The sequence below is a fragment of the Rhodococcus sp. C26F genome (genome assembly GCF_053345925.1).
The window spans coordinates 39,764-51,609 of the sequence record NZ_JBKFBA010000010.1 but is presented as its reverse complement, the minus strand read 5'-3'; the positions used below and the strand labels follow the sequence as shown (position 1 = coordinate 51,609).

The window sequence follows — 11,846 nt, the reverse complement described above, 5'->3', positions numbered from 1 at the left end:
CGGGCTCGTGGCTCAGTCGGGCAGGCTCACGTTCGATTCGGCGATTCTTATGGCTACCTCGTCCGGGAAGATGTTCCGGAAGACGAAGGGATCGCGGCCGAGCACCCAGCCCGGCGCCAGCGCGGTCGCGTAGCGCTCGAAATATCCGAGCTGCTTCCCGAACAACACGAGCTCCTCGGGCGTCGACGTGTTCCACTTGCGTCCGAGCGAGACGAGCGCGCCGATCAGTTCGCTGAGCCGCAACTCCCCTACGTCCTGACCGAGCAGCGGACCGAAGATCTCGGCAACCTGCCGGCCGACCGCCGCGTCGTCGACGTCGAGGTCGGCGGCGACACCGAGCGCCCGCACACTCTGCGCGACCGCCGTGAAGTCCCCGTCGAGCAGCGCGGCGCGGAACAACGCCCGCAGCAGCGCGCGCCACTTCTCGGGCAGTTCGCCGACGATGCCGAAGTCGAGCAGTGCGACACGTCCGTCGTCGAGCAGCCAGAGATTGCCCGCGTGCACGTCGCCGTGGAACGGGCCGTGACAGAGCACCGCCTCCATCCACACCTTCACTCCGCGGCGCACGAGCAGGGAGGTGTCGAGATCGTCCTGGCCCGGCACCACCCGGTCGACGGGCTTGCCCTGCAGGCGCTCCATGCAGATCACCCGCGGACCGCACCACTGCCAGTACACCTCGGGCACCGTGACGTAGGCGTTGTCGCCGAACGCGGAGATGTTACGGCGGAAACGATCCTGACGATCCGCTTCGACCGCCGCGTTGAGCTCGGTCATCGTCGCGTTGTAGAGATCGCGGATGATCCCCGGAGTGTTCGCGATACGGAAGAACTCGAAGAGCTGTAGCAGCTTCGCGCCCATGTAGGCGGCGCGCAGATCGACGAGCATGCGGTGCGCGATCCCCGGTCGCTGCACCTTCACCACGGCCCGTCGGCCGTCGCGCAGCACGCACCCGTGCACCTGGGCCACAGACGCCGCGGCGAGCGGCACATCGTCGAACGACTCGAACATCTCGTCGATGCGGTGTCCGAGATCCTCCTCGATCACCGCGCGGGCCTGCTCGGAAGGGAAGGTCGGCACGTCGTCGAGCATGCGCAGGCACGCGTCGGCAAGGGCCGCGGGGAACAGTCCGGGTGACGACGCGATGAGCTGGCCCAGCTTCACGAAGGTCGGTCCGAGATGTTCGAAGGCGTCGACGGTGCCGTGCGCGGCCGCTTCGACGACGCTGTGCTGCCGGGGCCGGACGGTCCACCGCAGCACCGCCCACACCACGAAGGTGATCAGGACGGCGGCGACGACCACTGCCCGTCCGAGCTCGGCCGGGCCGAACCGGTCGAGCGGAGGCCGCTCGACGTCCAGGGCACCGGGTGGAAGTCCGTCGGCGAAGGGGCCGACGGGCCCGTTGCGCTCGGACCTGCTGTGGCCCTGCGCTCCGGATACGCCTTCGCGCAGCGTGTACTCGTGCACGACCTGTCCCCACTCCGTCCACCACGCGCTCACCTCGGCGCGACTTCGTGCACGGTACCTGCATCCGGCGCCCCGATCGAGACCCGGCGATCATCTGTCTTCTGTCGGTGCCCCCGACTACTCTCTGACGGGTAGCGGATTCGGGTCCGATCAGCCGGGGGTATCGCGCTCATGACCGAACAACTGCTCGAAGAAACTGCCGGTTCGACATCGACGTCGACCGATTTCATGGAACTCGCCGAGCCGTTCCGTCGCGAACTGCTCGCCCACTGCTATCGCATGAGCGGGTCGCTGCACGATGCGGAAGACCTGGTCCAGGAGACTTATCTGCGCGCCTGGCGCGGTTACGAGAACTTCGGCGGCCGCTCCTCACTGCGCACGTGGCTGCACCGGATCGCCACCAACGTGTGCCTGACGGCGCTCGAAGGCCGCAGTCGCCGGCCGTTGCCCACCGGGCTCGGCGCGCCCAGCTCCGATCCCACCGACGATCTGGTCACCCGCCCCGAGGTGCCGTGGCTCGAGCCGTTCCCCGTGGGGTACGCCACCGACGATCCGTCGGATCCCGCCACCATCGCTGCCTCCCGCGATTCCGTCCGCCTCGCCTTCGTCGCTGCTCTGCAACACCTGTCCGCCCGCCAGCGCGCGGTCCTGCTGCTCCGCGAGGTCCTGCAGTGGCGCGCCACCGAGGTCGCAGCCGCGCTCGACACGTCGACGGCGGCGGTCAACAGCCTTCTGCAGCGGGCACGTGCGCAGCTGAAGGACGCCCAGGTCCGCGACGACGACCTCGCCGAACCCGACAGCGCCGAGACCAAGGCGTTGCTGCAGCGCTGGGTCGACGGCTTCGAGAAGTACGACATCGATTCGCTCGTCGAGATGCTCACCCAGGACGCCGTCTGGGAGATGCCGCCCTTCGAGGGCTGGTACCAGGGCCCCGACGCGATCGTCACCCTCATCAAGCACAAGTGCCCCGCGAAGGGCCCCGGCGACCAGGTGCTGCTTCCCGCCGTGGCCAACGGCCAGCCGGCATTCGGGCTGTACATGCGAGGGGAGGACGACCGCCACCACCCTTTCCAACTGCAGGTGCTCGACATCGTCGACGGTAGGGTCGCGCACGCCACCGTCTTCTTCTCCGACGACACCGCCGGGTTGTTCGCCAGGTTCGGGCTGCCGGAGGACCCGGCAGCCCGCTGACGTCGAAGGTCACGCCTCGGCAGGCGCAGCTTCCGTGGCATCGGCCTGCTGAGCGGCGGCCATGTCCATCCACATGACCTCCCAGACGTGGTTGTCGAGGTCGCGGAACGCCCGCTGGTACGCGTAGTCCCCCATCTCCTCCTGCGCCTTCTGCGCGCCGGTCGTCACCCATTCGCTGCCGCCGGCCGCGATCGCGCCGTCGACGAGCGCGTCGACGCCGTCGCGACTGTCGGCCGAGACGCACATCAGCGCCTCACGCGCCTTCGTGGTGTCGCAGATGTCGTCGTTGATGAAGTCGCGGAATCGCGGCTTCTCGAGCAACATCACGTAGGTCTGCTCGTTGATCTCCAGGCACGCGGTGTTCTCGTCGCAGAACATGTCGTTGAAGGTGAATCCGAGCGTGTCGAAGAATGCACGGGAGGCGGCGACGTTCTCTACGGCGAGGTTGACGAACAGCATGCGCGACATGGTTTCTCCTGCGTTCGGCCCGTCCTGCGCGGGCGCGGTGTGGGTGTCACGGATACAGACCGGCCGCCCCGCGAGAACTCATCGCGCACCCCGAGATTTCTCGGCGCGGTGTGGTCGTCACTGTTTACCGAGCACCCAGACCGGGCCCGTGATCAGCCAGATCACCGTGATCGTGGCGAGGGTGGGGAAGATTCCGTACAGCGCCGAGGCCTGTTCGCCGTTCGCGACGGTCGACCCGAGCCCGAGCACGGCGGCTGCGCTGATCCCGGCCGCGAGCAGCCATCGCCCGAAGTCCGCACATTCCTTGCGGAAGGCCTCCGGGCCTTCCTTCGGAGCGCGTTCCGGTTTCGCACCACCCGCGAAGTGGTAGGCGAACCGCCGGTCGGCCCACCGGACGACGCTCGGCCCGAAGGCGACACTCACACCGAGATAGATGCCGGCCACACGGTGGACCCAGCCGACCTCCGCGCCGTTGTGCAGATCCACGGCGACGGCCGCGAGCAGGACGACGTCGATCAGCGGGATCAGGGCGAGCAGCACCGCACCCGGCCTGCCGAGCCCGAGCAGGTACCGGAACACGAGTCCGGCCGCGAGCACGACCCAGAATGCGATCTCACATCCGACGATGAAGGCGGCGATGTGGCTGAACATGACCTCAGAATCGCGCGCACATCCCCCTGCGCGCGTCGCCCGATGGGCGGCAGATGCCTCATCACTTCGGGTGACGCCGACCCTGATCCTCCCCCGGTTGTGGTCGAATCGTTCCCGTGGACAACCGTGAATCCGAGATTCGAGTGGGATTCGTGAACCCGCGCTACAACTCCCTGCTCGTCGCCCTCGCGTACTTCGCGGGTGGCGCGCTGTTGTACGCGCTGGATCTCGGTGTGCTCGTCGAGGATCGGCCGCCGCAGCCGCTGTGGGTGTGGCTGGTTCTGCTCGCGTGCGTGTGTGCACCGATGACGATGCGTCGCACACGACCGCTTCTCGCACTCCTGCTGGGCACGGTTCCGGTACTGGTCGACCTCGTCGTCGGCCCTTCGCTGCCGGTCTGGATCGCATACGGCGACCTGCTGTATGCCGCAGCGCTCTTCGGCTCGGCGCGGACCAGTCGCTTCCTCGAACGCGCCCCGTTGGTCCCGATCGTCGTCGGCGCCGTCGCGCTCGGTGTGTACTTCGGAGAACTGCGCATCGCCGTATGGGCCGTGTCGATCGCCGCGCTCGTGATCGTCGTCCCGATCTGGTGGGCCCGATCCGTCCGCACACATCGGGACGCCGCCGAGATCGAACGGGCACGCGCCGAGGCTCTCTCGCGGGTCGCGGAACTGGACCGTCGCGCCGCCATCACCACCGAGCGACAGCGTCTGGCCCGCGACCTGCACGACGTCGTGGCGGGGCACCTGTCGTCGATCGCGATCCAGAGCGAGGCCGCGCTCCGCCTCCGCGATTCCGATCCCGACAGAGCGCTGACCGTGCTCGAGTCCGTGCGCTCCGGCAGCGTGGCCGCCCTGCAGGAGATGCAGTCGATGGTGCGTCTGCTGCGCAGCGACGACACCGACGACGAGATCACCACCGCGGGTCGCCTCGCCGACCTCGAACCGCTCACCGCATCCGCACGCGCCGCCGGCACCTCCGTCCGGATCGACGGTCGTCCACCCGCAGACCTCGACGCGGAGGTCGATCTCACGGCCTACCGCATCGTCCAGGAGACCCTGACGAACGCGGTCAAGCATGCACCCGGACGGCCGGTGGCCCTTCGTTTCGACGACACCGACGGCCGCCTCGGGATCGAGGTGGTGAACCCGATCGGCGACCCGGACACCCCAGACCCGTCACCGGCCCGCGGCGCCGGGCACGGCCTGCGCAACATCGCCGAACGCGCCGCCGCGGTGGGCGGGCACGCCCGCTCCGGTCGCGACGGGAACGAATGGAGGACATACGTGCAACTGCCGATCGCGAAGAGGAGCACGACGTGACGATCAGGGTGTTGCTCGCCGACGACCACAGCGCCATCCGCGCGGGCCTGCGGCTCCTGCTCCACACGAGCGAGGACATCGAGGTGGTGGGCGAAGCCGCCGACGGTGCCGTCGCGGTGTCGCAGACGCGCGCCCTCGCCCCGGATGTCGTCCTCATGGACATCCGCATGCCGCACGTCGACGGGATCGCCGCGACCCGCACCATCACCGAGGAGACGAGTGCCCGGGTGCTGGTGCTGACGAGTTTCGAGATCGACGAGTACGTCTTCGAGAGTCTTCGGGCCGGAGCGGCCGGATACCTCCTCAAGACCGCCTCCGCGGATGCCATGCTCGACGCGATCCGGGCGGTGCACTCCGGGGAGTCCGTGCTCTCACCGCAGGTCACGCGAACCGTCATCGACGCGTTCGTCTCGAAATCGACTCGGCGGGAGGATGTTCCGGACGGTCCGGATATCGACGCCCTCACCGCACGCGAACAGGAGGTCTTCGCGTGTCTGGGCGAGGGATTGTCCAACCGCCAGATCGCCACCCGTCTCGGGATCGGCGAGAACACGGCGAAGACGCACGTCGCCCGGGTGCTCCACAAACTCGGGCTGCAATCGCGGATCCAGGCGGCCATCCTCGCCCGGGACATGCCCGATCATCGGACCTAGGATCGGGGATGCACCAGGATTCGACAACCGACTCCGAAAGCGCGGGAAAAGCAATGACCGGCACTTCCGATCACGACGACCTGCTGCTCAGCGACGCCGAACGCATGCACGCGCTGAACGCACTCGGCGAACACCACGCCGCGGGCCGGCTCGACAGCGCCGAGTTCTACGAACGATCCGGGGAGATATCTTCGGCGCGAACGTTTTCGGCGTTGCTCCCGTCGTTCCGAGGGCTACCCGGCGGTGTTCCCCTCGAACAGGTCGACGGTCACATCCGGATGACCCACGACTCCTCCGCGCCGGCGGTCCGCCACGACAGCTCCTCTGCGGCGGCACCCCAGTCCCCGGAGGACGAACTGGCCTCGCTCCGCGAACGGGGCAGCATGGTCGAGACGCTGGACTGGATCATCATCGGCGTCACGCTCGTGACCTTCCTCGTCCTGCAGATCGCTCTCGACTGGAGCTACGCGTGGATCGTGTGGCCGTCGCTGATCGTCACGCTCAGCGTTCCGCGGTTGATCCTGAAGTACAGCGACGACGACGAGAAGGTCTACGAGGAGCTCGAGAAGTCGGAGGCCGCCGAGCGGAAGAAGCGACTCGAGGAGGCGTCGAAGCGGATCCGGGAACTCGAGGGTCGTCGGAGTCCGGAGACGCCGCGGAGCTGAAGCGACCGACGGTCACGGAGCTGAAGCGACCGACAGTCACGGAGCTGAGCCGACGGGCGACCGCGAACCGGGGCGAACCACTCCCCAACTGCTCCCCGCTGCGCTCTTCCTGGTAGAAGCAAGGAATGGCAATCGAGACCGCACAGTTCACCGTCGACCGTCCGGGTCGTTTCATGGGCGTCGGCATCGAGGTCGCCGACGACGCATCGGTCTCGGTCACCCAACCTGTCGGACCGCATCTGTTCGACCACCGTGGGCAGACCACGCTCGCGTCCATCGGCGTCTTCACAGACTTCGCCGCGGGGGCGCCCGCCGGTATCGCCCGGTTCGCGGAGATCGGTGAGCGCCCGCAGACCGTGTTGTCGCACGTGACGGCGACGCTCGCGCACCCCTTCCCCACCTCGGGGACCCTCGTCGGTCACGGCAGCAGCCTGTTCTTCGACGAGTCCACCGCCGTGTCGGGCACCGACGTGCGCAACGAGCAGGGTGCTCTCGTCGCGCACCTGGTCGGCCGCTCCATCGTCGTCGGGCGCACACCGATGGAACTCGGCGCCGAGACGTCGGAGGCCGTGCCGGAGCGGGACGAGCCGGAACCGTGGTCGGATGCGGCGATCCTGGCCGAACTGCCCGGCCTCGACATCGTCACAGGCATCTCCGCCGGGACTCTTCCGCGCGGACCGCTCGCCGGTCTGCTCGGACTCGAGGTGACGGCTGCCGAGCGCGGCGTCGTGCAGGCCCGTCTGTCACCGCGCGAGTGGATGGCCAACGTGATCGGTTCGGTGCAGGGCGGTGTGCTCGTGTCGATGGCGGAGGCCGTCACCGGCCTGGCCGCGCAGACACTGACCGGCATCGATCAGGACTATCGCGTGCTGGAGATCGGGCTCGACTACCTCCGCTCGCCCGCCGTCCCCGGGCCGGTCATCGAACTGCGATCCGAAGCGGTGCGGGCCGGACGGCGACTCGCGTCCTTCGAGACGACGCTGTGTGCCGCCGACGGCACCGTCTACGTGCGCGCGCACGCCAACGTCCAGCTGTTCCCCCGCGCGTAACGGATTCGCAGGAATCTCCCAGCTTTCTCGCACCGTGCCTCGAGCGTCCGGACGCACGATGGTCGGAACGAGGACGCACGGAGGAGAGATCATGAACGAGGACGTCGAGGCGAGCCGCAGACGTGTCAGCCGCCGACGGGCGTTGGCGCTCGGCGGAACGATCGGCCTGGGTGGCCTGATCGCGGCGGCGTGCGGCACGGACGAATCGACCACCACCGCGACGACCGGCACCGCATCGACGACCACGACACCCGCCGCGACCGGCATCGACGCGCAGCTCGTCGCGATGCTGGGCGATGCACCGAGCTGTGTGATGAGCGCCGAGGTGACGCAGGGACCGTACTGGTTCGACGTCGACTCCATCCGCCGCGACATCGTCGAGGACCGGCCCGGCCTTCCCCTCACGCTGGCGGTGCGGGTGCAGGATCTCGCGAACTGCGATCCCGGTGGGTCCGCGGCTCCGGTCTCGAACGCCGTCGTCGAGATCTGGCACTGCGACGCCGGGGGCGAGTACTCGGGCTTCGAATCGGGCACGGCCTTCCCGGGTGGCCCGGTTCCGGCGGCCGGTGGGCGTCCACCCGAGGGGATGACACCACCGGAAGGCATGCAGCCGCCCGCCGGGATGGGCCCACCTCCCGGGGCGCCGGGAGCACCGGGCGGTGGCGAGACGTCCGACGGCTCGTACAGCTCGGGGGACGTGGAGGCCACGACCACCGACGACGGCACCTACCTGCGCGGTGCGCAGGTGACGAACGCCGACGGCATCGTCTTCTTCGACACCATCTATCCCGGCTGGTACCGCGGCCGCACCGTGCACATCCACCTGAAAGTACACATCGACCGGTCGACGGTGCTCACCACGCAGCTGTACTTCGACGACGCGCTCACCGACGAGATCTTCTCGACGGTCGAGCCGTACACCGAGCACAGCGGCCGCGACACTCGCAACGACACCGACTCGATCCACGACCCGACGGGGACGACGGTCACCGCACGTCAGGGCGACCGGGTCCTCGCCGCGGTCAACGTGGGTGTCGACGTCTGATCACCCTGCTCGACGCGCGGCCGTCACCGCCGCGGCGCCGAGCCTCGGGAACCGGCCGTCGGAGATCGTGGTGAAGGTGTTGCCCATGCGGTTGGTGACGAACGCGACCGACAGTCCGGTCTCCGGGTCGGCGAACGCTCCCGAGCCGCCGAAGCCGTAGTGGCCGACCGACCGCAGCGGCTGCTGCCTCAGGGCGACCCATCCGGGGTGGTAACCCAGCCGCCAGTTGGGCCGGATGCCGAGGACGTAGTCGCGTCGCCGGGTCTGCACTTCGAGCAACTGGTCGACGGTGTCCTCCTTCAACAGGCGGGCACCGTCGATCGCTCCGCCGTTCGCGATCGCCGCGTACATGCGGGCCAGGGCCCGAGCGGTGAACACACCGTTCCATCCCGGCATGACGGCGTCGTGCGCGGACGGACTGCGCATCAACTCGTCGAAGCCCTCCGCCATGCCCGCCTCGGCGAGCCCCCGCACGCCCGGCGCGCGCGACAGCACCGCCGACGCCGTCGTCCACGGTGCCGGCAGGAAGTTGACCTTGGGGAACACCCGGGCGATGCGGTGCCGCTGGTCCTCGGGCACGTGGTACCAGAACTCGTCCGTGCCGAGCGGCTCGGCGATCTCGGTGCGCACGAGTTCCTGGAAGGGCGCCCCGGACACACGTGACGCGACCTCGGCGACCAGGTTGCCGTAGGTGACGGCGTGATAACCGGGCCCGTGGAAGCGGCGTGGATCGGGCGGTGAGGCGGCGAGCGCGGCGGCCACCGCCTCGGAGTCGAGCAGTCCCTCCCGGCCGGGCACGAGACCGCGCGACTTGTGCAGTCCGGCGCGGTGCGACATGAGCTGTCGCAGCGTGATCGTCTCCTTGCCGGCCGCGGCGAACTCCGGCCAGTACTCGGCCACGGCCGCGTCGTAGTCGAGCAGGCCACGCTCGGCGAGGCGGTGCACCACCGTGCTGGCCACCCCCTTGCCGGTGGAGAACGACAGCACGACGGTGTCGCGGGTCCACCGCTTGTCGCGCGCGGCCCAGCCCGCCCAGATGTCGAGGACGGGTTCGCCGTGCAGGTAGCAGGCGAGAGCACCGCCGCCCTGGCTCGGCTTGTAGAACATCCGGAAGAACAGATCCGCGACAGGCATGAAGCGGGGATCGACCAGCATCTGTGTCGACGGGGTCGCCGCGGGCGGCTCCATCGTGGAACCTTCGGTCATGAGGGCGATGTTAGGAGTATGTAAACGCTCCCGAGGGCGTTCTCCCACTTCCACGGCGGTCCGGTCCGCAGGTGTCTGCACGACCTGCCCATCCGGTGTAAGGATGGGGAGCATGACCCTCGCGCAGAACTCGGAGATTCGCTCCGGCATCGATCTCGGACACGTCGACGAACGGGTCCGCCCCCAGGACGACCTCTTCGAACACGTGAACGGCCGATGGCTCGCCGAACACGAGATTCCCGCCGACCGCGCGCTCGACGGAGCCTTCCGCACGCTCGCCGACAAGGCCGAGGTCGACGTGCGGACCATCATCGAAGAAGCCGCGGCCTCCGGCGCCGAGGCGGGCACCGACGCCCAGAAGATCGGCGACCTCTACACCTCGTTCATGGACACCGCGACGATCGAGGCCGCCGGTCTCGATCCGATCCGCGAGGAACTCGGGGCGGTCTCGGGAGCTGCCGACCGCGCCGCGCTCGCGGCGGTGCTGGGCCGGTTGCAGCGCGCCGGCGTGACGGGCGCGCTCGCCCACTACGTCGACACCGATTCGAAGAACTCCGAGCGGTATCTCGTGCATGTCTCGCAGGGTGGGCTCGGGCTGCCCGACGAGTCGTACTACCGCGAGGACCGCTACGCCGAGATCCGCGGCCAGTACACCGCCCACATCGGCCGGATGTTCGCCCTCGCCGACCTGCCCTACGACGCGGCGAAGGTGGTCGCGCTCGAGACGAAGGTGGCCGCCGGGCACTGGGACGTCGTCAAGCGTCGCGACGCCGACCTGAGCTACAACCTGCTCACCCTCGACTCGCTGCTCACCGATCTTCCGCAATTCGACTGGACCGGATGGATCGCCGCGACCGGCGCGACCACCGAACAGTGGGCGGAGATCGTGGTCCGTCAGCCGAGCTTCCTCGAGACGTTCGCGACGCTGTGGGCCGACGAGGACCTCGACGACTGGAAGGCCTGGGCGGTGTGGCGGGTGCTGCGCGCGCGGGCTCCGTATCTGTCCGAGGCGTTCGTGGACGAGAACTTCGCGTTCTACGGCCGCACGCTCACCGGCACGCAGGAGATCCGCGACCGCTGGAAGCGCGGCGTGTCGCTCGTGCAGGACCTGCTCGGCGAGGCCGTCGGCAAGCTCTACGTCGAACGGCACTTCCCCGCCGAGGCGAAGACCCGCATGCAGGTGCTCGTCGACAACCTCACCGAGGCGTACCGGCAGTCCATCACCGACCTCGAATGGATGAGCCCGGCCACGCGCGAAGCCGCGCTGCGCAAGCTCGAGAAGTTCACGCCCAAGGTCGGCTATCCCGACACCTGGCGCGACTACTCCGCCGTGACGATCACCGCGGACGACGTGGTGGGCAACTACCGCAGCGGCTACGCCGCGGAGTACGACCGCGATCTCGGCAAGCTCGGTGGTCCGGTCGATCGCGGCGAGTGGTTCATGACGCCGCAGACGGTCAACGCCTACTACAACCCGGGGATGAACGAGATCGTCTTCCCCGCCGCGATTCTCCAGCCTCCGTTCTTCGACCTGCATGCCGACGACGCCGCGAACTACGGCGGTATCGGCGCGGTCATCGGGCACGAGATCGGCCACGGCTTCGACGACCAGGGCGCGAAGTACGACGGCGACGGCAATCTGGAGAACTGGTGGACCGATTCGGACCGCGAAGAGTTCGGCAAGCGCACCGCGGCCCTCATCGCGCAGTACGACGAGTTCGAGCCGAAAGCCCTTCCCGGACAGCGCGTCAACGGCAGCTTCACGATCGGCGAGAACATCGGTGACCTCGGTGGCCTGTCGATCGCGTTGAAGGCCTACGAGATCGCGCTCGACGGCAAGCCCGCGCCCGTCATCGACGGCCTGACCGGACTGCAGCGCGTGTTCTTCGGGTGGGCGCAGGTGTGGCGTACGAAGGTTCGTGACGAAGAGGCGTCACGACGCCTCGCCGTCGACCCGCACTCGCCGCCGGAGTTCCGCTGCAACGGCGTGATCCGCAACATCGACGCGTTCTACGACGCGTTCGGCGTCGACGAGGGCGACAGGCTGTATCTCGATCCTTCGGAGCGCGTGCGCATCTGGTAACTCCACGCACGACACTGCCCCGACGCGGACAGCGTCGGGGCAGTGGTCG

At 68.7% G+C, this 11,846-nt stretch carries 11 protein-coding genes; 7 read left to right on the top strand and 4 right to left on the bottom strand.

All coding sequences use genetic code 11. From position 1 onward, the window contains the following. Positions 1 to 12: 12 nt before the first annotated feature. Positions 13 to 1,449 carry an ABC1 kinase family protein gene (locus tag ACLBYD_RS13605; RefSeq protein ID WP_447816925.1) on the bottom strand — a complete coding sequence of 479 codons (1,437 nt, stop codon included), beginning with the start codon at positions 1,447 to 1,449 and terminating at the stop codon, positions 13 to 15. Between the two features lie 186 nt (positions 1,450 to 1,635). On the opposite strand from ACLBYD_RS13605, the gene ACLBYD_RS13600 reads away from it, so the two are divergent. Further along, the gene (locus ACLBYD_RS13600) at positions 1,636 to 2,655 is read left to right on the top strand and encodes a sigma-70 family RNA polymerase sigma factor (protein WP_447816858.1); all 1,020 of its coding nucleotides are present in this window, start codon (positions 1,636 to 1,638) and stop codon (positions 2,653 to 2,655) included. A gap of 9 nt (positions 2,656 to 2,664) precedes the next feature. On the opposite strand, the gene ACLBYD_RS13595 is transcribed toward ACLBYD_RS13600, so the two are convergent. Both ACLBYD_RS13595 and ACLBYD_RS13590 read right to left on the bottom strand, forming a co-directional pair. Then, positions 2,665 to 3,123, bottom strand: a complete 459-nt coding sequence (locus ACLBYD_RS13595; protein WP_447816857.1) for a VOC family protein — start codon at positions 3,121 to 3,123, stop codon at positions 2,665 to 2,667. Positions 3,124 to 3,240: 117 nt separating this feature from the next. Then, positions 3,241 to 3,774 carry a hypothetical protein gene (locus tag ACLBYD_RS13590; protein WP_447816856.1) on the bottom strand — a complete coding sequence of 178 codons (534 nt, stop codon included), beginning with the start codon at positions 3,772 to 3,774 and terminating at the stop codon, positions 3,241 to 3,243. A gap of 116 nt (positions 3,775 to 3,890) precedes the next feature. Between ACLBYD_RS13590 and ACLBYD_RS13585 the strand changes: the two genes are divergently transcribed. The 5 genes from ACLBYD_RS13585 (at position 3,891) to ACLBYD_RS13565 (ending at position 8,508) form a co-directional block, all read left to right on the top strand. Then, the gene (locus ACLBYD_RS13585; protein WP_447816855.1) at positions 3,891 to 5,096 is read left to right on the top strand and encodes a sensor histidine kinase; all 1,206 of its coding nucleotides are present in this window, start codon (positions 3,891 to 3,893) and stop codon (positions 5,094 to 5,096) included. Beyond that, positions 5,093 to 5,749 (top strand): response regulator, encoded by a 657-nt coding sequence (locus ACLBYD_RS13580; RefSeq protein WP_447816854.1) that lies wholly within the window; start codon positions 5,093 to 5,095, stop codon positions 5,747 to 5,749. The genes ACLBYD_RS13585 and ACLBYD_RS13580 overlap by 4 nt, the downstream gene beginning before the upstream one ends. Positions 5,750 to 5,802: 53 nt before the next feature. After that, positions 5,803 to 6,414, top strand: a complete 612-nt coding sequence (locus ACLBYD_RS13575; RefSeq protein ID WP_447816853.1) for a DUF1707 SHOCT-like domain-containing protein — start codon at positions 5,803 to 5,805, stop codon at positions 6,412 to 6,414. A gap of 125 nt (positions 6,415 to 6,539) precedes the next feature. Then, a complete protein-coding gene (locus ACLBYD_RS13570; protein WP_447816852.1) occupies positions 6,540 to 7,463 on the top strand; it encodes a PaaI family thioesterase in 924 nt (307 codons plus the stop codon). Positions 7,464 to 7,554: 91 nt separating this feature from the next. Next, a complete protein-coding gene (locus tag ACLBYD_RS13565) occupies positions 7,555 to 8,508 on the top strand; it encodes a protocatechuate dioxygenase (RefSeq protein WP_447816851.1) in 954 nt (317 codons plus the stop codon). Here ACLBYD_RS13565 and ACLBYD_RS13560 read toward each other — a convergent pair whose 3' ends face one another. Beyond that, positions 8,509 to 9,714, bottom strand: coding sequence for a serine hydrolase domain-containing protein (locus ACLBYD_RS13560; protein WP_447816850.1), 1,206 nt, complete (start codon positions 9,712 to 9,714; stop codon positions 8,509 to 8,511). A gap of 112 nt (positions 9,715 to 9,826) precedes the next feature. Between ACLBYD_RS13560 and ACLBYD_RS13555 the strand changes: the two genes are divergently transcribed. Then, positions 9,827 to 11,797, top strand: a complete 1,971-nt coding sequence (locus tag ACLBYD_RS13555; protein WP_447816849.1) for a M13 family metallopeptidase — start codon at positions 9,827 to 9,829, stop codon at positions 11,795 to 11,797. The last annotated feature ends 49 nt before the right edge of the window (positions 11,798 to 11,846 follow it).

What these genes read in the sequence shown, in the direction of transcription:
- ACLBYD_RS13555 (WP_447816849.1), top strand. Translation starts at nt 9,827, where the DNA reads ATGACCCTCGCGCAGAACTCGGAGATTCGCTCCGGCATCGATCTCGGA.
- ACLBYD_RS13575 (WP_447816853.1), top strand. Translation starts at nt 5,803, where the DNA reads ATGACCGGCACTTCCGATCACGACGACCTGCTGCTCAGCGACGCCGAA.
- ACLBYD_RS13560 (WP_447816850.1), bottom strand. Translation starts at nt 9,714, where the DNA reads ATGACCGAAGGTTCCACGATGGAGCCGCCCGCGGCGACCCCGTCGACA.
- ACLBYD_RS13590 (WP_447816856.1), bottom strand. Translation starts at nt 3,774, where the DNA reads ATGTTCAGCCACATCGCCGCCTTCATCGTCGGATGTGAGATCGCATTC.
- ACLBYD_RS13570 (WP_447816852.1), top strand. Translation starts at nt 6,540, where the DNA reads ATGGCAATCGAGACCGCACAGTTCACCGTCGACCGTCCGGGTCGTTTC.
- ACLBYD_RS13600 (WP_447816858.1), top strand. Translation starts at nt 1,636, where the DNA reads ATGACCGAACAACTGCTCGAAGAAACTGCCGGTTCGACATCGACGTCG.
- ACLBYD_RS13595 (WP_447816857.1), bottom strand. Translation starts at nt 3,123, where the DNA reads ATGTCGCGCATGCTGTTCGTCAACCTCGCCGTAGAGAACGTCGCCGCC.
- ACLBYD_RS13565 (WP_447816851.1), top strand. Translation starts at nt 7,555, where the DNA reads ATGAACGAGGACGTCGAGGCGAGCCGCAGACGTGTCAGCCGCCGACGG.